19 protein-coding genes are annotated in these 21,031 nt (G+C 66.3%); 8 read left to right on the top strand and 11 right to left on the bottom strand.

Annotation, left to right across the window (positions count from 1 at the left end; translation table 11 throughout):
- The first annotated feature begins 2 nt into the window (after positions 1–2).
- Entirely contained in the window at positions 3–1,502 is a 1,500-nt protein-coding gene (locus A5764_RS15445; protein WP_067114375.1) for a class I adenylate-forming enzyme family protein, read from the top strand.
- Positions 1,503–1,520: 18 nt separating this feature from the next.
- On the opposite strand, the gene A5764_RS15440 is transcribed toward A5764_RS15445, so the two are convergent.
- From A5764_RS15440 to A5764_RS15430, 3 genes are read right to left on the bottom strand one after another with little or no spacing between them, the layout of a single operon-like run.
- A complete protein-coding gene (locus A5764_RS15440; RefSeq protein WP_067114374.1) occupies positions 1,521–2,744 on the bottom strand; it encodes an NAD(P)/FAD-dependent oxidoreductase in 1,224 nt (407 codons plus the stop codon).
- Between the two features lie 4 nt (positions 2,745–2,748).
- Positions 2,749–2,937, bottom strand: a complete 189-nt coding sequence (locus A5764_RS15435; RefSeq protein ID WP_067114373.1) for a ferredoxin — start codon at positions 2,935–2,937, stop codon at positions 2,749–2,751.
- On the bottom strand, positions 2,934–3,899 hold the full coding sequence (locus tag A5764_RS15430; RefSeq protein WP_067114372.1) for a metal-dependent hydrolase: 966 nt from the start codon (positions 3,897–3,899) through the stop codon (positions 2,934–2,936). The genes A5764_RS15435 and A5764_RS15430 overlap by 4 nt, the downstream gene beginning before the upstream one ends.
- A 238-nt stretch (positions 3,900–4,137) precedes the next feature.
- Between A5764_RS15430 and A5764_RS15425 the strand changes: the two genes are divergently transcribed.
- The 3 genes from A5764_RS15425 (at position 4,138) to A5764_RS15415 (ending at position 8,709) form a co-directional block, all read left to right on the top strand.
- Positions 4,138–5,163, top strand: coding sequence for a hotdog fold thioesterase (locus A5764_RS15425; RefSeq protein ID WP_067114371.1), 1,026 nt, complete (start codon positions 4,138–4,140; stop codon positions 5,161–5,163).
- A 79-nt stretch (positions 5,164–5,242) separates the two neighbouring features.
- Positions 5,243–6,448 (top strand): amidohydrolase family protein, encoded by a 1,206-nt coding sequence (locus A5764_RS15420; RefSeq protein ID WP_067114370.1) that lies wholly within the window; start codon positions 5,243–5,245, stop codon positions 6,446–6,448.
- A gap of 290 nt (positions 6,449–6,738) precedes the next feature.
- Positions 6,739–8,709 carry a SpoIIE family protein phosphatase gene (locus A5764_RS15415; RefSeq protein ID WP_067114369.1) on the top strand — a complete coding sequence of 657 codons (1,971 nt, stop codon included), beginning with the start codon at positions 6,739–6,741 and terminating at the stop codon, positions 8,707–8,709.
- Here the strand turns inward: A5764_RS15415 and A5764_RS15410 are convergent.
- Together A5764_RS15410 and A5764_RS15405 are read right to left on the bottom strand one after the other, a co-directional pair.
- On the bottom strand, positions 8,706–9,959 hold the full coding sequence (locus A5764_RS15410) for an acyl-CoA dehydrogenase family protein (RefSeq protein ID WP_067114368.1): 1,254 nt from the start codon (positions 9,957–9,959) through the stop codon (positions 8,706–8,708). The genes A5764_RS15415 and A5764_RS15410 overlap by 4 nt on opposite strands.
- Positions 9,956–11,107: an acyl-CoA dehydrogenase family protein gene (locus A5764_RS15405; protein ID WP_067114367.1), complete on the bottom strand. Its 1,152-nt coding sequence runs from the start codon at positions 11,105–11,107 to the stop codon at positions 9,956–9,958. Before A5764_RS15405 ends, A5764_RS15410 begins: the two co-directional genes overlap by 4 nt.
- A 154-nt stretch (positions 11,108–11,261) precedes the next feature.
- Between A5764_RS15405 and A5764_RS15400 the strand changes: the two genes are divergently transcribed.
- Together A5764_RS15400 and A5764_RS15395 are read left to right on the top strand one after the other, a co-directional pair.
- On the top strand, positions 11,262–12,086 hold the full coding sequence (locus tag A5764_RS15400; protein WP_067114366.1) for a hypothetical protein: 825 nt from the start codon (positions 11,262–11,264) through the stop codon (positions 12,084–12,086).
- On the top strand, positions 12,083–12,751 hold the full coding sequence (locus A5764_RS15395) for a hypothetical protein (RefSeq protein WP_156664697.1): 669 nt from the start codon (positions 12,083–12,085) through the stop codon (positions 12,749–12,751). Before A5764_RS15400 ends, A5764_RS15395 begins: the two co-directional genes overlap by 4 nt.
- 11 nt (positions 12,752–12,762) lie before the next feature.
- Here A5764_RS15395 and A5764_RS15390 read toward each other — a convergent pair whose 3' ends face one another.
- The 4 genes from A5764_RS15390 to A5764_RS15375 are packed head-to-tail and all read right to left on the bottom strand — an operon-like array spanning position 12,763 to position 16,292.
- Positions 12,763–13,722 (bottom strand): alpha/beta hydrolase, encoded by a 960-nt coding sequence (locus tag A5764_RS15390; protein WP_067114365.1) that lies wholly within the window; start codon positions 13,720–13,722, stop codon positions 12,763–12,765.
- A gap of 25 nt (positions 13,723–13,747) precedes the next feature.
- Positions 13,748–14,890, bottom strand: coding sequence for an amidohydrolase family protein (locus A5764_RS15385; RefSeq protein ID WP_067114364.1), 1,143 nt, complete (start codon positions 14,888–14,890; stop codon positions 13,748–13,750).
- A complete protein-coding gene (locus A5764_RS15380; RefSeq protein WP_067114363.1) occupies positions 14,887–15,936 on the bottom strand; it encodes an amidohydrolase family protein in 1,050 nt (349 codons plus the stop codon). Before A5764_RS15380 ends, A5764_RS15385 begins: the two co-directional genes overlap by 4 nt.
- Complete coding sequence (locus tag A5764_RS15375) at positions 15,933–16,292, bottom strand: Rieske (2Fe-2S) protein (RefSeq protein WP_369807327.1); 360 nt, start codon at positions 16,290–16,292, stop codon at positions 15,933–15,935. The genes A5764_RS15380 and A5764_RS15375 overlap by 4 nt, the downstream gene beginning before the upstream one ends.
- Positions 16,293–16,442: 150 nt before the next feature.
- Here A5764_RS15375 and A5764_RS15370 point away from each other — a divergent pair, with 150 nt between their 5' ends.
- The gene (locus A5764_RS15370) at positions 16,443–17,678 is read left to right on the top strand and encodes a cytochrome P450 (protein ID WP_067114361.1); all 1,236 of its coding nucleotides are present in this window, start codon (positions 16,443–16,445) and stop codon (positions 17,676–17,678) included.
- Positions 17,675–18,829: a Zn-dependent alcohol dehydrogenase gene (locus A5764_RS15365; RefSeq protein WP_067114360.1), complete on the top strand. Its 1,155-nt coding sequence runs from the start codon at positions 17,675–17,677 to the stop codon at positions 18,827–18,829. The genes A5764_RS15370 and A5764_RS15365 overlap by 4 nt, the downstream gene beginning before the upstream one ends.
- On the opposite strand, the gene A5764_RS15360 is transcribed toward A5764_RS15365, so the two are convergent.
- Complete coding sequence (locus tag A5764_RS15360; protein WP_067114392.1) at positions 18,826–19,617, bottom strand: SDR family NAD(P)-dependent oxidoreductase; 792 nt, start codon at positions 19,615–19,617, stop codon at positions 18,826–18,828. The genes A5764_RS15365 and A5764_RS15360 overlap by 4 nt on opposite strands.
- Before the next feature lie 469 nt (positions 19,618–20,086).
- Complete coding sequence (locus tag A5764_RS15355; RefSeq protein WP_067114391.1) at positions 20,087–20,914, bottom strand: SDR family NAD(P)-dependent oxidoreductase; 828 nt, start codon at positions 20,912–20,914, stop codon at positions 20,087–20,089.
- Between the last annotated feature and the right edge of the window lie 117 nt (positions 20,915–21,031).

Genomic DNA, 21,031 nt, shown 5'->3' with positions numbered 1-21,031 from the left:
AATTGAGCACCCAACCAGTTGCCCCGGGGGTGGCGCCCGATCCGCTCGACGAAGGAATCCCGTTCGGGATCAAGCTCCAGGAGCTCGCCGAACGACGGCCTGACGACTTGGCCGTGACCATCGTCGCGCTGGATGGCACCGCGGACTCGCTGACCTTTGGTGAGCTCGACGCCCGCGCCAATCAGTGGGGGCGGGCGCTGGCCGCCAGCGGCGCCGGAACGGGTTCCCTTGTCGCGCTTGCCATCCCGAATTCGCGTCACCTGATGCTCGCCGCGTTGGGGTGCTGGAAGATCGGCGCGGTTCCGGTTCCGATGCACTGGGATCTGCCCGAGTGGGAGCGCAACCGGGTGCGCGAGGTGATCAACCCGGCGGTGGTCGTTGACGAAATCAGCCGGTGGGACTTGGAGGCGCGCGCGGCCGGCGAGTCCGAAAGTCCGCTCCCGGCCGCGGTTTCCCCCAACGCCAACGGGATCTGCAGCAGCGGGTCGACCGGCGTGCCGAAGGTGATCCTCAGCCTGGCGCCGTCGCTGTGGACGCCTCAGCATGGCGAGCCGTTCCTGTCGAACTGGACGCCGGTGGCCCAGCCGCAGACGATCATGGTGCCCGCGCCGATGTATCACACCAACGGGTTCGCCACCTTCTTCTTCCTGCTCGCCGGCGACCATCTCGTTGTGCTCGAAAAGTTTGATGCGGCACTGGTTCTGGATGTGATCGAACGCTTCCGGATCACCAACTTCACGGCCACCCCCACGATGCTGTCGCGCATCGCGGCCCGGCCTGACGTCCGGCAGCGAGACCTGTCCAGCGTCGTCTTCATCCTGCAGGGCGCCGCCGTGATGCCGCCGTCACTCATGCATACCTGGTTCGAGCTGCTCAGCCCGGAGAAGATCGTCACCGCGTACGGGATGACCGAGAACCTCGGGCTGACCGCGTTGCGCGGCGACGAGTGGCTGGCCCACCCGGGCAGCGTGGGCCGCGGCTTCCGGGACACCGAGATCCGGATCCTGGACGCCGACGGGACGCCTCTCGGCCCCGGTGAGCACGGCGAGATCTACCTGCGCGCACCGATGAGCGCGGGATCGAAGTACCTGGGCGGTGCGCCGCCGCTGCCGTCGACCGAGGACGGCTTTCGGTCCGCCGGCGACATCGGCTACCTGGACGAGGACGGGTACCTCTACATCATCGACCGCCGCGTCGACATGATCGTCACCGGCGGAGCCAACGTCTTCCCGGCCGAGGTCGAGTCCGCGCTCGCCGGCCACCCCGGCATTGCCGACGTGGTGGTCATCGGACTCTCCGACCCGCAATGGGGCCGCCGGGTGCACGCCGTCGTCGAGCTCGCCGGCGAAGTGGCACTCACCGAGGACCAGGTGATCGACTACGCCAAGAGCCGGCTCGCCCACTACAAGGCACCCAAGACCGTCGAGTTCGTCGACGCGATTCCCCGCACCGCGGCTACCAAGGTCAACCGGTCGGCGATGATCGCGGCCCGCGGCGGGTAGGTCGCAGCAAAGCTCGCGTTAATCCGGCGGCGTCGGCGGAAACTCGGCACGCTTCGCGATGGCGTCGCGATAGGCGTGGACCCGGCCGGAAATCGTTCCCAGCACCGCGATGGTCCGGCCGCCACGCCCGTACGCCGCGACAAACTCCCAGCCGTCCCGATCGCCCTCGATCACTTCGAGCGCATCGTAATCGGTTGGCACCCCGAGCATTTGCACCTTGACGTCGTACTGGTCGGACCAGAAATAGGGGATGTCGTCGTAGGCCTGGGCATCGTCGGGCCCGGCCAACAGCGTCCGCGCGGCGGCCGCGCCCTGGCGCCCCGCGTCGTCCCAGTGCTCGGTGCGCAGGTGCCGCTCATACAGCGGATGCCACCAGCGCGCCACATCCCCGGCGGCCACCACTGTGGCATCTTCGGTGCTGCCTTCCGCAGCGCCTGTGGCATCGCAGAGCACCCCATCGTCCACGCGGATTCCCGAGCCGTCGAGCCAGTCGGTCGCTGGAGTCACGCCCAGGCCGACGATGACGAGATCCGCGGGAACCTGCGATCCATCGGTGAGCCGCACCGCCTCCACCCGGCCCTTGTCGACGGAGCCGATGAAGGCGTCGACGCCCACGCCGACCCGCAGGTCGACGCCGTGCCCGCGATGCAGGTCCGCCCAGCGCGGCGCCAACTCGTTGCCCAGCGCGGCCAGCAGCGGGCTGGCCGTCTTCTCGATCAACACCACGTCCAGGCCCAGCGACCGGCAACTCGCGGCGACCTCGGCGCCGATGAACCCACCGCCGACCACGACGACCCGCGGGCGCGAGCCCAGCCGTTGCCGGATCGCCAGGCAGTCCTCCACCGTGCGCAGCAGCAGCACCCCGTCGGGCACCGGGCCGCCCGGCCATTGGCGTGGAACCGCGCCGCTGGCGATCACCAGTCCGTCGAATCGCACGGCCAGATCCTGGTCTTCGTCCCGGACGTGAACCACACGCGCGGACATGTCCAACTTGATCGCCGATGCCGCGCGCAGCACGCGCGCCTCGGTCTCGAACTGCGGCGCCAGATCGACGCCCGCCCGGTGCACCTCGCCGGTGAGCAATTTCTTCGACAGCGGCGGCCGGTGATAGGGGGCGTGCCGCTCGGAACCCACGATGGTCAGGTCACCGTCGTAGCCCTCCTGTCGCAGGGTCTCCGCCGCCCGGGTGCCCGCCACGCCGGCACCGACCACCACAACTTCTTTCAGCTGGCGACTCGGCATCGGCTCAGCCCTCCACCTTGATCGCCTGCGTGGGGCAGGACACCTCGGCGCCGATCAGCTGCTGGCGCAACTCCTCTCGCGGCTCGGCTTGGAGCAGGTGCAGTCCGTCTTCTCGTACGTCGAACACCTCGTGACAGATGCTCATGCAAACGCCGTTGCCGTCGCAGGTGTCCAGATCCACCGAAACCTTCATCGAACCTCAGCCCTTTCCGCTGCTACCCCGGAAACCCCGCGGGAACCGTCGGGTCCGCCCGACTTGGCTTGGGCGCGCGCCCGCTCCTGGGCCGCCTTCGCCACCGGCGAGTAGTTCAGGTAGTCGACCGCCATCTGCGTGGACGCCTCGTCGTTGGGATGATGGTTCGGACGCATGTACCGCACGGGCGTCGTCACCAGAAGCTTCCACGGGCCGGGCAACCGGTACTCGCGCGCGGACCACAGCCAGTCCCGCCAGCGCCACTTTTGATCGATCGTCGGGTCCTGAGCCATCAGGTACCGAGCTCCCGCGACCCACCAGGCGATGAACAGCGGCGCGGTGAGAAACATCGAGATCGCCCTGATCCAGTAGCTGCCGCAGACGTGCTGATAGACGTCGAAGACCAGCGAACGGTGCTCGACCTCCTCGGCACCGTGCCAGCGCAGCAGATCCAGCATCATCGGATCGGCCCCCGCGTAATCCAGCCCTCGGTTCGTCAGCACCCACTGGCCCAGCATCGCGGTGAAGTGTTCCAGTGCGGCCACATCGGCCAGACGCCGATACAGCCACCACCGCCGCAACGCGGGCGGAAAGAACTTGGGCGGATCACCGAGCTGCACCGACAACAGTCTTCCGAGCTTGTCGGTGAACGGCTTGGTGTCGATGCCCTGCGCGGCCAGGTGGTCCAGCACTATTTGGTGCGCCCAGGCGTGCCAGGATTCCTGCTGAATGAACGGCTTGATCGCCGCCTCCAACTCCGGGTCGTCGACCAGCGACGAAGCTTCGAGGACGGCCTTGATGAAGTGCCGCTCTCCCTCGGGCAGCAGCAGGTGCAGGACGTTGATCATGTGCGTCGAGAACGGGTCGTCAGGCACCCAGTGCAGCGGGGTTTCCGACCAGTCGAACCGGACCATCCGTCGGTATTTGGGGTGTCCCTCGTGGTGAAGTTGGATCTCTGGCATCAGGAGCTCCTCCCGCCGACGGACTACGCGCCGTCGGTTCCTTCCTTCTTCTGAAACGAACAGTCGACCCAAGAGCGAAACACCGCTCAGCGTCGTACTTGGAGGCATACAACTGTTCACCGACCACGTACCCACACATCCGCCGGGCTATGCGTACCGGCGGTACTGCGTTCCTGAGAATTCACTGATGACATACGAGCTTCACGGATTTGTAAGGAAGCGCGGTAACCTCATTCTCATGGGCGATCCCGGCGAGGAAGCTGAAGTGACGCGCGCCGAGCGCTTCATCAAGACGGCAGTCGCGATACTCGGCGAAACCGGACGCACCGACTTCACTGTGCAGGAGGTCGTCGCACGCTCGAAGACCTCGCTGCGAGCGTTCTACCAGCACTTCAGCAGCAAGGACGAATTGCTGCTCGCGCTGTTCGACCGGACCATCGCGCAGTCGGTTGGGGCCTGGCGCGCCGAGATCACCGGCCTGGACAGCACCGCCGCGCTGAAGCTGCTGATCGAGCGGGTCAGCGAGCAGCCGGAATCAAGCACCCAGGACAGCCTCAATCGTGCACTGGGCCTCTACAACCAATACCTCGCCGAGACCCGCCCCCGCGAATACGCGCGGGTGCTCTCCCCCATGCACCAACTGATTCGCGACATCGTCGGGCAAGGCATCACCGAGGGCGTCTTCAATCCCGGCCTCGATGTCGGGGCCGCCGCCGCGATCGTCATGCAGACGGTCGTGGGCGCGCAGCGATTGCATTGGCTCGGCACGGAATTGAACGGCGGGCCGATCGACGCCGGCCAGCTGTATGACTTCTGCTGCCGCGCGCTGGGCATCCGGGACACCGACGGTGAATCGGCCACGCCGTCGCTGGCCGAACTGTTCGCCCAGATCGGCATGCGCCCGGGCACCCACAACGGCGAATTCGCGATGACCATGCCGGTCAGCCCCCATGTGGTCAACACGTCCGGCGCGCTTCAGGGCGGCTTGATCGCCACGCTCGTCGACGTGGCGGGGGGGCAATTCGGGCTGGAGTATCTGCAGCCGGGCACCACCATGACCACCGCTGACCTATTCATCCGATACCTGCGGCCGATCCGGCAGGGCTCCGCGCTGGCCGTGCCCCGGATGCTGCGATCCGGCCGGCGGGCGATGGTCATGCAGGTCGACATATACGGCGACGGCGAAGAACTGGCGGCGACGGCGACCGTGAATTTCGCAGTCATCAACGGAACGACACCGACCGGCCTGCCGGGAGAGCCGTAGGCCGGTACACCTCGCGGTGCAAAAGTGGTAACGTCATTACCACCCACAGAGAACCCAAAACTTCCCCAAGGAGATCGCCATGCCTTCTCGCGAACTTCCGTTCCCCGTGTTCGACGCCGACAACCACATGTACGAGCCGCAGGAGGCGCTGACCAAGTTCCTGCCGGAGAAGCGCAAGAACGTGATCGACTACGTCCAGGTCCGGGGTCGCACCAAGATCGTGGTGCGCGGCCACATCAGCGAGTACATTCCCAACCCGACCTTCGAAAAGGTCGCCAAGCCGGGCGCCCAGGAGGACTACTTCCGCAACGGCGCGCAAGGCAAGACCTACCGCGAGATCCTGGGCGAGCCGATGAAGGCCATCCCCGCCTTCCGCGAACCGGGCCCACGGCTGGAAATGATGGACGAACTCGGCATCGACTACGCCCTGATGTTCCCGACGCTGGCCAGCCTCGTCGAGGAGCGCATGAAGGACGACCCGGAGATGACCCACGACGTCATCCACGCGCTCAACCAGTGGATGTACGAGCAGTGGTCGTTCAACTACAAGGACCGCATCTTCGCCACCCCGGTCATCACCCTGCCCATCGTCGAGCGCGCGCTCGAAGAACTCGAATGGTGCCTGGAGCGCGGCGCCCGCACCGTGCTGGTCCGGCCGGCCCCGGTGCCGGGCTACCGTGGCAGCCGGTCGTTCGGCCTCGAGGAGTTCGACCCGTTCTGGCAGGCCTGCGTCAACGCCGAGCTTCCCGTCTCGATGCACGCCTCGGACAGCGGTTACTCCGAGTTCGCCAACGTGTGGGAGCCCGGCGACGAGTTCCTGCCGTTCAAGCCGACGGCCTTCCGCAGCTTTGTGATGGGCCATCGGCCGATCCTGGACGCGATGGGCGCGCTGGTGTGCCACGGCGCCCTGTCCCGCAACCCGGAGCTGCGGATCCTGTCCATCGAAAACGGCGCGGACTGGGTGCCGGACCTGTTCAAGGGCCTCAAGGGCGTCTACAAGAAGATGCCGCAGTCGTTCAGCGAGGACCCGATCGAGGCGTTCAAGCGCTGCGTCTACATCACCCCGTTCTGGGAGGACCGGTTCACCGAGATCGTGCAGATGGTGGGTACGGACCGGGTGCTGTTCGGCTCCGACTGGCCGCACCCCGAAGGCCTGAAGGACCCCATCTCCTTCGTCGACGAGCTCACCGACTTCGAGCAGGAAGACGTCGCAAAGATCATGGGCGGCAACCTGATGAAGCTGATGAAGGTGTCCCAGCCTGCCAAGAAACCGGTCTCGGCCTGATCGACTTCCTTCGATAGCCGTTCAGGCTGCAGGCAAGTCGGCCCCGGCGCGGTTGCCGGGCCGGGGGAATGCCCACGAGTCGGTGGTCCTCGCCGGTCTCGCGCCCCGCTCGAAACGGCAAGCGGCGACGGCGCGTTGGTCCGTGCCCGGAGCCGGTGACGGTTGATGGGACAAAGATACCGACACGTCATGTCACCTGTTGATAATCTGGGCAGCGGTGCGTGCGTACGCCATGCATTTGGGCCGGTTATGTGACTGCATAGATGCGTTCCGCGAGGGGGGACGGCCGGATGGTCGCCGAAAACGACTGGGACCAAACCGTGGGCGCGGCCGACGATGTGCGCCGCACCTTCGAAAACGTCCCGGCGATGCTGGTCGGCCTGCAGGGACCCGACCATCGCTTTGTCGCGGTCAACGCCGCATACCGCCGCTTCAATCCGACGGGCAACCCGGTGGGAAAGCTTGCCCGCGAGGTCTTCCCCGAGCTGGAGAGCCAGCTGGTCTACGAGATGTTCGACCGGGTGTACGAGACCGGCGAACCACAATCGGGTAGCGAGTGGCGCCTTCAGGCCGACTTTGGCGGTTCGGGCATCGAGGAACGCTTCTTCGACTTTGTCGTCACGCCGCGCCGCCGGAAGGACGGGTCGGTCGAGGGTGTCCAGATCCTCTTCGACGATGTCACCAGCCGGGTGCAGGCCCGAGCGGCCGCGGAGGCGCGCATGGAGGAGCTGTCCGCGCGGTACCGCAACGTCCGCGATTCGGCCATCGTCATGCAGCAAGCGCTGCTGGCCCCGTCCGTACCCGTCGTGCCCGGCGCCGACATCGCCGCGGAATATCTCGTCGCCGCGGAGGACACGGCGGCCGGAGGCGACTGGTTCGACGCGCTCGCCCTGGGAGACCGGCTGGTCCTGATCGTCGGTGACGTGGTCGGCCATGGCGTCGAAGCCGCGGCCGTGATGTCGCAGTTGCGCACGGCGTTACGGATGCAAGTTTCGGCGGGCTACACCATCGTCGAAGCGCTCGAGGCGCTCGACCGGTTCCACGAACAGGTGCCGGGTTCGAAGTCGGCCACCGTGTGCATCGGTTCGCTCGACTTCGCCACGGGCGAATTCCAATACTGCACAGCCGGACACCCGCCGCCGCTGCTGGTCAGCGCCGACGCGAACGCGCGGTACACCGAACCGTCCGGCGCCGGTCCGCTCGGCAGCGGCACCGGATTTCCGGTGCGCACCGAGGTGCTTGACGTGGGCGACGCGGTCCTGCTGTATTCCGACGGCCTGATCGAGCGTCCCGGCCGCCCATTGGGCTCCAGCACCGCGGAATTCGCCGAATTGGCGGCGAATATCGCCGCCGGCAGCGGCGGCTTCGTCATCGACGCGCCGGGCCGGCCGATCGACCGCCTCTGTTCGGAGACACTGGAATTGCTGCTCCGGTCGAGCGGCTACCAAGATGACGTCACATTGCTTGCGGCGCAACGGCGCACGCCGCCGCCACCGCTGCGCATCACGGTGGATGCGACGATCCAGGCTGCACGCACGGTTCGCGCCCGGCTGCGCAAATGGCTCTCCGACATCGGCGCCGACGCCGACGACATCTGTAACGTCGTGCACGCGGTCTCCGAGTACGTCGAAAACGCGGTCGAGCACGGGTACGCGGCGGAGGTCTCCGACGGGGTGGTGCTCGAGGCGGCACTGACCGGTGACGGCAGCCTGCACGCCTCGGTGATCGACCGCGGGCGGTGGAAGGACTACCGCGACGGAGAGTGCGGCCGGGGCCGCGGCCTTGCGATGGCCGAGGCGTTGGTGTCCGAGGCGCAGGTCACGCATGATGCCGGCGGGACGACGGCCTCGCTCACGCACCGCCTGTCGCGACCGGCCAACTTCGTTACCGATACGGTCATCGGCCGGTCCCATCGACGGCCCCCCAAATCCGAATTCGTCTCCCTGCTCAGCGACGAAGGGCGCATCCTCGTCATCGGTGACGTCGACGCCACCACCGCGTCCACTTTGGACCGCCACATTGCGGTCGAAAGCCGTTCCGGCATAGCACCATTGACGATCGACCTGAGCGGCGTCACCCACCTCGGATCGGCGGGCGTCAGCGCGCTGGCCGCCGCACGCGACCGGGCCCGCAGACAGGGCGGCGAATGTGTGCTGATAGCGCCGCCCGGGAGCGCGGCGCATCACGTCTTGTCACTGGTTCAGATGCCCTTCAACAGCCACGACGGCGGCGACACCGCGAACCCCTTCGCCGAAGACTAGGCCGAAGGCCCGGCGCCCTGGCCGCGGCCGTGGCGCACCCGATTGAACGGCACACCGCGGTCGGCGGCGTACTCGCGTGGGAAACCCAGCACCCGCTCGCCGATGACGTTGCGGGCCATCTCCGTGGTGCCGCCGCCGATGGCGACGTTCTGCCGAGACAGAAACCGCAGCCCCGCCTCGAGGCCCTCGCCGATTTCGCCCACCACACCGGCACTTCCGGCGATCGCCAGCGCCGTATCCATATCCAGGGTCACGGTCTCGGAGTGGAATAGCCTGATGAGCGTTCCGGCGGCGGGCGGCAGCACGCCGTCACGGACATTTCGGTACACGTGATCGATCAGCTGCTCGGCGACCGCGCGCCGCACCAGCACCCGGCCGGCCATCTCATGCACGCGTTCGTTGTCGGCCTGGCCGGTCTTTTCCGTAAGGGCTACGTAGTCAACGGGTTTCGTGCTGCCGCCCTCGCTTCCGCTGCCACTAGCGAACTCCGAGCCCTGCCCCACCGCCCGCCGCTCGTGATACAGCTGGCGCGAGGCCACCGCCCAACCACCGTTGACCTCGCCGACGACCGCGTCGTCGCCGACGTCCACCTCGTCCAGGAACTCCTCGCAGAACTCGGTGGAACCGCTCAGCATGGTGATGCGCCGCAACGTGATTCCCGGATGCGCGATGGGCACCAGGAACATGGTCAGGCCCTCGTGCTTGGGCACATCCCAGTCGGTCCGGGCCAGACACAGCCCGTAGTCGGCGGCGAACGCGCTGGTGCTCCATGTCTTGGCGCCGTTGATCACCCAGCGGTCGCCGCGGCGTTCGGCGCGGGTGATGACACCGGCCAGATCCGATCCGCCGCTGGGTTCGGAAAGCAGCTGCACCAGCACCTCATCGCCGCGCAGGGCGGCGGCGATGTGCTGCTTCTTCTGCTCCTCGCTGCCCGTGTCGAGCAGCGTGGCGCAGCAGATGGTGAATGTCGGGGTGTTGAGGATCAACGGCATTTCGTAGCCGAGGGATTCGGCGTCGAAGGCCTTCTGGTATGCGTAATCCAGACCTAGGCCGCCGCACTCGCGCGGGAAGCAGATCCCGGCGAATCCCCCTGCGTAGAGCCGCTTTTGCAGCTCTCGGGCCCTTTTCCATGACCGTTCCTCATCGCGTGGGGCTGGCGGCGGCGATTCGGGGTCGACGGCGGGCATGTTGTCCGCGAGCCACGCCCGGGCCCGGGCGGCGAACTCCGCAACGGATTCGCCGGGCGTCATCTGGCGCCCGCCATTGACCGGGCCGACTTCTCCGACTCGTACACCCTGAGGTTGTGCTCCTCGGGAGTACCAAACATTGAGCGGTACAACGTAACTCGCCTCAGATAGAGGTGCAGGTCGTGTTCCCAGGTGACGCCGATGCCGCCGTGCATCTGGACGCAGGCCTGAACGATGCGCCCGCCCATCTCACCGACGTAGGACTTGGCGATGCTGGCCGACAGGCCGGCTCCCGGCGCGCGGGTGGCGAAATCGGCGACCGCCGCGGCGGTGGTGGCGCGGCACGCTTCCAGCCACAGCTTCATATCGGCGAACCCGTGTTTGAGCACCTGGTAGGAGGCCAGGGGGCGGCCGAAGGTGTGCCGGTCCAGCGCCCAGGCGGTGGTGAAGTCGAACACCGTCTGCAGGATGCCGACCACCTCGGCGCACTGCAGCACCTGGGCGATCTGGCTCTGCCGATCGATCAGGCCGGGGGTCTCGGCCGCGGTTCCGACGGCCGCCGAGCGGTCCACGACCACGCCGTCGAAATCCACCCGCGCGTATTGCTTGACCAGGTCCACCGACTGCTGCGGCACAATGCGGACCCCCGGCGCGTCCGTCGGGACCAAAAACTGACGGATCTCGTCACCACATCGCGCCACCACCAGCAGCACCGCGCTCTGGGCGCCGGCCTCGACCCGGTCCTTGGCGCCATCGATCCGGAAGCCGGCATCGGTTTGGGTGGCCGTCACCGACGCTTCCAGCGGCGCCCAGCCCCGGCCCGGCTCCGAAACCGCCCATGACGCAACCGTTTCACCGGAGACCAGCGACTCGATGGTGTCGGCGTGCGATCGCGGGTCCGCACAGTCGACCAGCGCCGAGAGCACGACGCTGACGGGATACAGCGGTCCGGGCGCCACCGTCTTGCCCAGCTGTTCGGCGACCATGGCCAGGTCCTCGACACCGCTGCCGGAGACGCTGCCGCCGCCCAAATCCTCGGGAACCAGCAGAGCCGTCCACCCCAGTTCGGCGGCACGCTGCCACCAGGTCGGATCAAAAGCCAGCCCGGCGGCGTGCAGCTCCCGGACACGGCGCAGCGGCGCTTCTTTTTGCAGAAAGGCCTGAGTGGTCGAAGCGAATAGTATCTTTTCGGGAGAGTCGACAGCGGTCATGATGCCGGAAGGGGTCCTTAGAGGTAGGGGTGGGTGATCATCCGCCTGATCGGTTCTCGTCGGAGTTCGCTGGGGACTCTGATGTTAGCAATGGGCAATACGGTAAGAGATACCGGAGTTCAGTCGATAATGATGGTGACGAGCGGTAAACGCGATGCCTGACGCCGACGCCCCGCACGACGATTCGGCCGCGTCGGAGGCCGACACTCGGGCGTTGCTCGAAGAAGTCGAGGCCGAAGCCGCCGCGGCCGAAGCGCCCGCCGCCGCGGCGCAGGCCCGCGCCCGCGCGGCGCGGCTGCGGCGTGAAGCCCTGGGTCTGCCCGACCCCGCCGTGGTGCTCGGGGACGACGAGGACTACGAGGACGAGGATTACGAGGACGAGGACTACGACGAGACGGCGACCGAGCATTACGACGAGGACTACGACCAGGACTACTACGAGCATTACTACGAGTCCGAGGACGCGCAGGCCGCCGAGCCGACCGCATTACGACGCCGGCTGCCCGCAATTGCCGCGGTGACCGCGTTCGTCCTGACCTGCGCCTTCATCGGTGTCAGTGTCTACATGACGCTCCAGCACCGCGACACCACCAAGCACCGGCAGCGGGAAGCGGCGTTCGTCGCCGGGGCCAAGCAGGACGTCACCTACATGATCTCGCTCGACTTCAACAAGGCCAAGGACGACGTCCAGCGGGTGATCGACAACTCCACCGGTCAATTCAAAGATGACTTCCAGCACCAGGCCAACGAATTCATATCGGTGGTTACGCAGTCCAAAGCGGTCACCGAGGGAAAGGTGAACGCGGCCGCCCTCGAGTCCATAAACGGGAATTCGGCGGTGGTGCTGGTCTCGGCGACCTCGCAAATCACCAATTCACCACCCGGCAAGGACGAACCACCCCGAATGTGGCGGCTCAGGGTGACCATTGACGATGTCGGGGGAAAGTACAAGATGTCGAAAGTTGAGTACGTGCCGTGACCGACGATGTACGCGACACAACCGACGCTGCGGACGAGACCGCTTCGGACGAGACCGCTTCGGACGCAACCGAACCCACCGCCGAAGGCGACGACCCACTGGCCCAAGAGGCGCTCGACGACGAGGCGGAGGGCGACACCCCCGCCGACGACGAGCGCCCCCGGCGTCGCCTGCCACCAAGGTTGCGCAAAGCCATTTTCGCGGTCCTGGTCGTGCTCATGCTGATCTCCGGCGCGGTGGCAACCTGGCTGTACTTCAAGCAGTACCGGCCCGACCAACAGACCGACGCCAGCGTCTCCAGAGCGGTGGTCGGCGCCGCCACCGACGGAACGGTGGCAGTGCTGTCGTATTCGGCCGACTCGCTCGACAAGGACTTCGCCGAGGCCCGATCGCACCTCGCCGGCGATTTCCTCTCTTACTTCGACCAATTCAGCCAGCAGACCGTGGCTCCGATGGCCAAGCAGAAGTCGATGAAAACCACGGCCAAGGTATCGGGTGCGGCGGTCTCAGAGCTACATCCCGATTCCGCCGTCGTTCTGGTCTTCGTCGATCAGGTCACCACGACCAAGGACAGTCCGCAACCGTCCGTGGCCGTCAACAGCTTGGTGGTGCACCTGTCCCGGATCAACGCAAGCTGGCTGATCACCAAATTCTCCCCGGTCTAGGCTTTCGAGCGCTACATGGCGAACACGCGGCGCAGCGTTTGCGCGTGCAGCACCCGGTTTTCTTGGGACACAATCCAATCGGGAACCAGCGAATCGAAGCCGTTGAAAGTCGCTGCGATGACGTGCAATTCGGTGTGGACGTAGGCATGCAGCAGCCGGTTGGCATAGTCGATGGCTTCGTCACGGCACGGGTCGATCTCCGAGCAACTGACGAACGTGGGGGGTAGGCCCTCCAGGTTCGCGCGGTGCGCGGGGACGAGCTGACCGTTCGCGGCCGCGTGGCCAAGGTAGTGGCCCCACGCCCGGCTCACGGCGGGACCGTTGAGCCCCGGTGTGCGCTGGAACTCGCGCCTCGACGGCGTGGCATCGGAATCGAGCATCGGCTGGTGCAGGACCTGCACCAGGATCGACGGGCCCTCCTCGTCGAACATGCGCTGGGTCAGGCCCGCGACCAGAGCCGCTCCCGCGTCGCGACCCATCACCGCGATGCGGCTGGTGTCGGCGTCCAGCTCGGCGGCATTGTCGACGACATAGCGCATGGCCGCTTCCACGTCGCCCGGCGCCGCGGGGCACGGATGTTCCGGCGCGAGCCGGTAGTCGACCGATATCAGCAGGCAGCCGGCGGAGCGCGCAAGCTCCACGCACTGCCCGTGATCGGTGTCCAGGTTGCCCGTCACGAAACCGCCGCCATGGGCGTAGACCACCAGCGGCGCCGGCGATCCGGAGCGGCCGCGATACAGGCGAAGCCCAAGCCGGTCGCCGTCCGGTCCGACGATGGAGCGCGATTCCACCGCGACGCCGTCGGTGTCGACCGCCGCGGCCCGCTGGGCGGCCAGCAGGTTCGCGCGTTCGCGCTCCGACGGCAGCGTCTCGGCGCGGAATTCGACGACGCCCAGCTCGATCGCGGCCTCGCGGAGCACCGGGTCGATCCGGTTGAGACCTTGCGGCCGCGCCAGATTCGTCTGTGTCATGCGCTCTCCAGGTCAGCCACCCGCGTCACTGTTCTCCGGGGAGGGCCTTGACGGTCGATGGCAAACCGTACAGCGCCGTCGCGTTGCTGCGCATGATCCGCTCGCGCTGATCGGCGGGGAACCGGTTGATGGCGTAGGTCGGAGCGTCGTAACTCCAGTGCGGGTAGTCCGTCGAGAACATGAGATTGTCGCCGAGGTCCATCATCTCGAGGTACTCGCGGAACTGGACGGTGTCGACGTCTTCCAGCGGCTGGGTGGTGAACCGGACGTGTTCGCGCACATAGTCCGACGGGCGGCGACGCACGTGCGGCAGGTCGCCGCGGCGGGCCTCCCAGATCCGGTCCATCCGCGACATCACCGGCGTCGCCCAGGTGAAGCCGCCCTCGACGAAAACCACCCGCAGGTCGGGATGGCGATCGAACGCGCCGTCGAACACCAGGCTCATCAGGTGTGAGACGTAGAGCAGCGGCCAGGATGCGAAGAAGTCGTGCCAGTGCGCGGGGTTGCCCACCGGGTACAGCGGTATCAATTCGAACGGCGTCTGACCCATCAGGTGCGTGGCCACCGGGAGCCCGTTGCGCGAGGCGGCCTCGTAGAGCGGGTCGAAATGCGGGTTGCCGAAAGGGATTCCACGTGTCTGCGGCGTCATCAGCACTTGGGCCATGAAGGGGTGCCCGGCCCACCGCTCCACTTCGCGCGCGGCCAGCTCCGGCGTCTGCGCGCTCACGCTGATCGACCCGCGCCACCGGCCGTGCCAGTTGTGCTTGCCCAGCCAGACGTCGGCGAGCCAGTCGTTATGGGTCGACTTCAGCACGTGTTCGGCCTGCGGCAACTGGGCGTCGCACATCGGCTCCAGCGTCGCGATGCTGACGCCCGCGTCGAGCAGCAACTGCTTGGCGGCAAAGTCGGGGTCGCTGCCGGCCACTCCCCCGTCGGGCGGGGCGGCGTCCATGCGCAACGACATCGTCTTGTACGAGTCCGGGGTGTCGTAGAAGTGCGGCACCGGGCTGACGGCATTTCCGGTCGGCCAGATCTTGTCCACCCATTCGGCGGGCGCGTAGGACTTCAGCACGTCGGCCGAGACCGGCAGCGGGTGCACGTCGGTGTCGACGACGGTGACCGCGATTTCTTGCGCCGTCTGCGGGTCGAGTTGTTCCGTCGTCGTCATGACACGGCCTCCTTAAGCCCGTAAAGCTCACTGGCGTTTCGCCACAACACCTTCTCGCGTTGTGTGGTGTCCATGCCCTCGGTCGCCGATTGCGGCGACGTTGTGGACCAGTGCGGATAGCTCGACCCGTACATCAACAGATCGTCCTTCCCGGTGAAGTCCATCCAGCGCTTGGTCTTCTCGGTTTCCAGCGGCCCGTCGAACGCCGACGAGCAGAACCGGACGTGGCCGGGCAGGTACTCACTGGGATAGCGGTCCACCCACGGGGTCTGGTCTCGCATCGACAGCCAGAAGGTATCGAGCCGCCATATCAGCGGGGTGAGGATGTCGTAGCCGCCGTCGGCGAAGACGAAGGTCACGCCGGGGTGGCGGCCGAATACGCCCTCGACGATGAGGGTGGCCAGGTGCACGAAGTAGTTCAGCGGCATGAACCCGGCGTATCCGGGGTAGGTGTCCGCGTGGCCGGCGAACGTGGGGGGATGGTCGACGCCGTTGCCGCCGTTGATGTGCACCGCCACCGGCAGTCCGTGCGCGGCCGCGGCCTCCCAGATGGGCTCGAACACCGGCTTGCCGTACGGCTCACGTGACTGCATCGGAACGCCCACCTGCACCAGCTTGGGGTGACCGGCGAGGCGCTCGATCTCGGCGACCGCGCCTTTGGGGTCTTCGGGGTTGACCCGGATGGTGCCTCGAAAACGGTTGGTGGTGTCTGGTTCCAGCCAGCGATCCAGCAGCCAGTCGTTGACCGCGGCGCAGATCCTGCTGTTGAGCAGGTAATCGGCGATGTTGCCGCGGGTCAGCGGGTTCAGCACCGCATAGTCCACTCCCATGTCTTCGAAAAGGTGGCGGCCGACGGTCTCGGGATCCGACCCCGGGTAGTGCTCGCCGTAGAGGTCTTGGCGGTAGTCGCCGCCGGGCGCCTGGTACCACTGCTGCTCGACGTCGGGGATCGACCGCAGCTTGTGGGCGGCCGGGAGGTATCGCCGAATCTCGGCGTTGTACCGGAAGTGCGGTTGGACATTGGCATCAATGATTGGTGGGCTCATGCTGTGAGATACACCCGCCCATCGGTGACATCGACCGGGTAGGTGCGGACACGGCGCTGCGGATCGGCCACGTTTTGACCCGTGGTGACGTCGAATTCCCAGTTGTGCCAAGGGCATCGGACGATCTGGCCGTCGCGGACCCGGCGTATGCCGTCGGGCGCTTCGGGCGCCGGTTCGTTGGTGCCGCCGATCAGGCCCAGGCACAGTGGCGCGCCTTCGTGCGAACAGTAGTTCACGATCGCGTACAGCTCGCCGTGCACGTTGTACACGCCGACGCCGAACTTGCCGACGTCGACGAGCTTCATGCCGCCGGGTGGAAGCTCATCGAGGGAGCACACGAATCGCCGCTGGGGCACCCGAAAATCACCGCCTCTACCTACCGCGCTACCCATACTGAATCGGTTACGGTAACCACCACAACCCGTTGGGCTTCGTTGCTATTTATACTATGATAGCGACATTCCAACCGCCCATGCCCCCGATACCGCTGCTCAGGAGTAGCGCTGATGACGCTCAACACCGACCACCTCGACCCCAGTGGACAGCCCGTCACGCTCGACGTCACCGGTGAAACCAGCCCCTACCCCTTCTTCGAATACATGCGGCGCACCGATCCGGTATGGCACGGGACCCTGGCGGATCACTCGCAAATGCCGGAGGAACTGCGCCCGGAAGACGAGTGGGTGTTGTTCGGCTACGACGGCGTCTTTCAGGCCTTCCGCGACGACCGGACCTTCACTTCGGCCAACTACGACAAGACCATCGGCCTGGTGATGGGCCACACCATCCTGGCCATGGGCGGCAAGGAACACCACGATCACCGCAACCTGGTGGCCAAGGCCTTCCGGACCACCGCGCTGGAACGCTGGGAGCCGTCGGTCATCGGGCCGGTCTGCGATCAGCTGGTCGACGAGATCAAAAACCACGGCCACGCCGACCTGGTGCAGGCGGTGACCTTCGAGTTTCCGACCCGGATCATCTCCAAGCTGCTCGGTCTCCCGCCTGAAGATCTCGACTTCTTCCGGCGGTTGTCGCTGGACCTCATCTCGATCCCGACCGACATCGCGGCCGGGCTGAGCGCGGCGGCGGAGTTGCAGGGCTACTTCCTCGAACAGGTCGAGCAGCGGCGCCGCAAGATCACCAACGACATCATCGGCGACCTGGTTGCCGCCGAGATCGACGGTGAGAAGCTCACCGACGAGGCCATCATCGCGTTCTTGCGCCTGCTGCTGCCCGCCGGGCTGGAGACCACCTATCGCTCGTCGGGCAATCTGCTGTACCTGCTGCTGACCCACCCCGAGCAGCTGGACTTGGTCTATCGCGACCGCGCACTGATCCCCAGCGCGATCGAAGAGGGCCTGCGGTTCGAAACCCCGTTGACCATGGTCACGCGCTCCACCACCCGGGAGGTCGAAATCGGCGGCAAGACAATCCCGGCCGGCGCGCAGATCGACATGTGTATGGGCTCGGCGAACCGCGACGAAAGCCGCTGGACAAATCCCAACGTCTTTGACGTCCGCCGGCCCCGGCAGGCCCACATCGCGTTCGCCGGCGGCATCCACATGTGCCTCGGCATGCACCTGGCCCGGCTGGAGACGCGGGTCATGCTGAACAGCCTGTTCGACCGGGTCAAGGACTTGGCCTTCGTTCCCGACGACGGAACCGGCGAGGAATCGAAGATCGTCGGGCTCACCTTCCGGTCACCCAACAAGCTACCGGTCACGTTCACCCCGGCCGCATGAGAAGTCGCGCCGCGATCCTGCACGACGTCGGCGGCCTTTGGTCTGTCGAGGAATTCGAGCTGGACCCGCCCCGCGCCGGGGAAGTCTTGGTCCAGATGGGCGCCGCGGGGCTATGCCACTCCGACGACCACATCCTCAAAGGCGACATGTCGGCGCCCAACGAGGTGATGCGGTCCCTCGGGCTGCCAACCATGTTCCCGACGGTCGGTGGCCACGAGGGCGCCGGCATCGTGCGCGAGGTCGCCGACGGCGTCACCGATTTCGCGCCGGGCGACCACGTCGTGATGTCGTTCGTCGCGGTGTGCGGCCAATGCCGCTGGTGCGCAAGCGGAATCGAATACCTCTGTGACGTCGGCGTCGGCACCATGATCCCCGGGATGCCCACCGACGGCACGTTCCGCCACCACACCGCCGACGGCCGGAATCTGGGCCACCTCGCCAAGGTCGGCGCGTTCGCCGAACATACTGTGGTGTCGACGAATTCGCTCGTCAAGATCGACCCGCACCTGCCGCTGGCGGCGAGCGCGCTGCTGTCGTGCGCCATTCCCACCGGATACGGCTCGGTGGCCAACCGGTCCAACATGCGTGCCGGGGATACCGTCGTGGTGATCGGGGTCGGCGGGATAGGTACGGGCGCGATCCAGGGCGCCCGGATCAACGGCGCCGCGCAGATCATCGCCGTCGATCCGGTGGAGTTCAAACAGAAATCGGCGCTGCAGTTCGGTGCGACGCACAGCGTCGCCACGGTCGCCGAGGCGCTCGACCTGGTGCGCGATCTGACGTATGGGGTGATGGCCGACGCCGTCGTGGTATCGCCGTCCTTGATCACCGCCGGTGACGTCCGCGACGCGGTGCAGCTGACCCGCAAGGGCGGGACGTGTGTGCTCACCGGCATGACCTCGCAGCTGACCCGGTCGGTCAAGATCGACCTGCAGGACTTCATATTGATGAACAAGACGCTAGCCGGCACGATCTTCGGCTCGTGCAACCCGAAGGCCGACATCGTCCGGCTGGCCAAGCTCTACCAGACCGGACAGCTCCAGCTCGACGAGATGATCACCAGGCGGTATCGCCTCGACGAGATCAACGAAGCCTACGACGACCTGCTGAGCGGCAAAATCATCAGGGGCATCATCGATTTCGGCGTCTAATCCTTCTCGGCGGCTTCCCTTTGCGCTTTGATTTCTCGCAGCCTCTTCAACCGCATCAGCCGCTCCAGCTGGCCGTAGGCGTCGATCGGGCTGTGCAGGGCGAGTCCGCCATCCGCATGCACCACTTGCCCAGTCACCCAAGGCAGTTCGAGAACCCCCACGATGGCGCCGGCCACGTCCGTGGCCTCGCCCAGGCGGCCGAGCGCTGTCCGCCTCGACAGGCCGTCCACCCAGCCCGGCCACGCCTCCGGATTGGGCAGCATCGGTGTCCGCGTCACCCCGGGCCCGACGGCGTTGACCCGGATGCCGTACTTGCCCCACTCCACCGCCGCAACCTTGACCAACATGTCGATTCCGGCCTTGGACACGCAGTAGGCGCCCATGTCGCGATCGGCCACGGTGCCGCTGATGCTGGAGACCGCCACGATCGAGCCCTGCACCTCGGCATCCACCATGGCCTGCGCGGCCGCGCGCAGGGTCAGCCACGTACCGGTGAGGTTCACCGCCAGCACCCGTTCCCAGTCGGCGGGCGCTTGTTTCAGCAACAGCCCCGACGGACCCGACGATCCGATGCCGGCGGACGCCACGACCCGGGTAGGCACCCCGTGCTCGCGCACGGTTTGTTCCATCGCCGCCGATACGGCGTCGGGATCGCTGACGTCGCAGTCGATATCGGCTCCCGACAGGTCCCAGGCAACGACCTTATGGCCCGCGTCGCGCAGTAACCCGACGACCTCCAGCCCGATGCCGGACGCACCGCCGGTCACCAAGGCGGTCGGGGAGCTCATGCCGCCGCCCCAAAACGATCGCTCGACGTTGCTTTGCAAATCGCAGAATGGTGAACACCTAGCACGAGCAGCAATGGTAGTCCCCGCACAGATCCACAAGCCCGGTGGCTGTATCCCGCGTTTGCCAGGCCCCTATTCGGCGCGGCGCCGTCGCTTTATCCGCAAGATCCGAAAGGGCCCTGGCTGTCGCTAGCTCGTGGCGGCCTTCGCAAGTCAAACGGTCGGCCGCATGACGACACGCCACGCCTATCTCCAGCAAAATTCGCGCTACCCCATTGCAACCCGACCTTCGCGTATGTCTTTCCGCCGTGCTCATCGATTGCTGAGGTGACCATCGGAAGTCGAGCGACTGATCTGGTCCATGGGCGAATCATGCTGCGGGACAGGGTTACTGTCGTGCAGCATGAACCGGCGTGGCGCATTCTGGTGACTTTGGCCCCATCGGCGACTGCCGATGGATACCCGCGTTTCAAACGATTTTCGCCAACGTGCGATCCCACAGCTCGCGAGCAAGTTCGGGATCGTAGGCCGCACGGTGGGCCTTGGCGATTTTCCCCTTCGAGTAGTACTCCCCGGGCGTCCAATCGACCCCGGGCGTGCTGGACGCCAGCCACACCAGCTGGTCAGCACCTTCGTCGGAGGTCGACGTGAACCGGCCCGTTATCGGTACGTGGTGCTTCATGAAAAGGAGAAACCGCGATCCCGAGGCCTCACCAAAGTTGGAGTTGACGTAGCCGGGGTGAAAAGTCGCGGCCGATATCCCAAGGGGGTGATATCGCCGATGTAATTCCATGGTGAACAACACCATCGCCAATTTGGTGACGGCATACGCGATGCTAGGCCGGCGATTCGCGGTGCTCTCCAGATCGGTGATTCGAACCCTCGGGAGGAGCTTGTGCGAGGAGCTGGTCGTGTTGACGACGGTGGCGCGCGAGTCGAGGAGCACGTCCATCAAATGGTTGGTGAGCAGGAACGGCGCCAGGTAGTTGACCTGGAAGGTCGCGTCGTGGCCGTCGGCGGTGTTGTGGATCGTGGTGAACATGCCGCCGGCGTTGTTGGCCAACACGTCGATGCGCGGATACTCGGAACGAATCTTGTCCGCCAGGGCCCGCACCTGAGACAGATCGGCGAAGTCGGCCACGAAATAGTCGGCGTCCAATTCCGCGGCCACGGCGGCGGTCTTGGTCTCCGACCGCCCGACCACCACGACATTTTGTCCACCGCGGCATAATCGACGTGCCGCCGCGGCCCCGATGCCGTCGCTGGCGCCGGTGATGACGATCGTCCTATGCGTCATTGCGTAGTCCTCCACGGGGAGTGTAGCGAGCGTTATTGACTTATGGGCGACCGATTGACAACTTTGGATCACTGACACCTAGTAAGCGGTTTGCTCAGCGAGCCGAGCAGGAAAGGC

Source organism: Mycobacterium sp. 852002-51057_SCH5723018 (assembly GCF_001667035.1).
Lineage (GTDB): Bacteria > Actinomycetota > Actinomycetes > Mycobacteriales > Mycobacteriaceae > Mycobacterium.
The sequence above is the reverse complement of the archived record's forward strand: the minus strand, read 5'-3'. Positions and strand labels throughout refer to the sequence as shown.

What these genes read in the sequence shown, in the direction of transcription:
- A5764_RS15370 (WP_067114361.1), top strand. Translation starts at nt 16,443, where the DNA reads ATGACGCTCAACACCGACCACCTCGACCCCAGTGGACAGCCCGTCACG.
- A5764_RS15360 (WP_067114392.1), bottom strand. Translation starts at nt 19,617, where the DNA reads ATGAGCTCCCCGACCGCCTTGGTGACCGGCGGTGCGTCCGGCATCGGG.
- A5764_RS15400 (WP_067114366.1), top strand. Translation starts at nt 11,262, where the DNA reads ATGCCTGACGCCGACGCCCCGCACGACGATTCGGCCGCGTCGGAGGCC.
- A5764_RS15390 (WP_067114365.1), bottom strand. Translation starts at nt 13,722, where the DNA reads ATGACACAGACGAATCTGGCGCGGCCGCAAGGTCTCAACCGGATCGAC.
- A5764_RS15430 (WP_067114372.1), bottom strand. Translation starts at nt 3,899, where the DNA reads ATGCCAGAGATCCAACTTCACCACGAGGGACACCCCAAATACCGACGG.
- A5764_RS15365 (WP_067114360.1), top strand. Translation starts at nt 17,675, where the DNA reads ATGAGAAGTCGCGCCGCGATCCTGCACGACGTCGGCGGCCTTTGGTCT.
- A5764_RS15435 (WP_067114373.1), bottom strand. Translation starts at nt 2,937, where the DNA reads ATGAAGGTTTCGGTGGATCTGGACACCTGCGACGGCAACGGCGTTTGC.
- A5764_RS15425 (WP_067114371.1), top strand. Translation starts at nt 4,138, where the DNA reads ATGGGCGATCCCGGCGAGGAAGCTGAAGTGACGCGCGCCGAGCGCTTC.
- A5764_RS15420 (WP_067114370.1), top strand. Translation starts at nt 5,243, where the DNA reads ATGCCTTCTCGCGAACTTCCGTTCCCCGTGTTCGACGCCGACAACCAC.
- A5764_RS15405 (WP_067114367.1), bottom strand. Translation starts at nt 11,107, where the DNA reads ATGACCGCTGTCGACTCTCCCGAAAAGATACTATTCGCTTCGACCACT.
- A5764_RS15355 (WP_067114391.1), bottom strand. Translation starts at nt 20,914, where the DNA reads ATGACGCATAGGACGATCGTCATCACCGGCGCCAGCGACGGCATCGGG.
- A5764_RS15410 (WP_067114368.1), bottom strand. Translation starts at nt 9,959, where the DNA reads ATGACGCCCGGCGAATCCGTTGCGGAGTTCGCCGCCCGGGCCCGGGCG.
- A5764_RS15440 (WP_067114374.1), bottom strand. Translation starts at nt 2,744, where the DNA reads ATGCCGAGTCGCCAGCTGAAAGAAGTTGTGGTGGTCGGTGCCGGCGTG.
- A5764_RS15380 (WP_067114363.1), bottom strand. Translation starts at nt 15,936, where the DNA reads ATGAGCCCACCAATCATTGATGCCAATGTCCAACCGCACTTCCGGTAC.
- A5764_RS15385 (WP_067114364.1), bottom strand. Translation starts at nt 14,890, where the DNA reads ATGACGACGACGGAACAACTCGACCCGCAGACGGCGCAAGAAATCGCG.
- A5764_RS15415 (WP_067114369.1), top strand. Translation starts at nt 6,739, where the DNA reads ATGGTCGCCGAAAACGACTGGGACCAAACCGTGGGCGCGGCCGACGAT.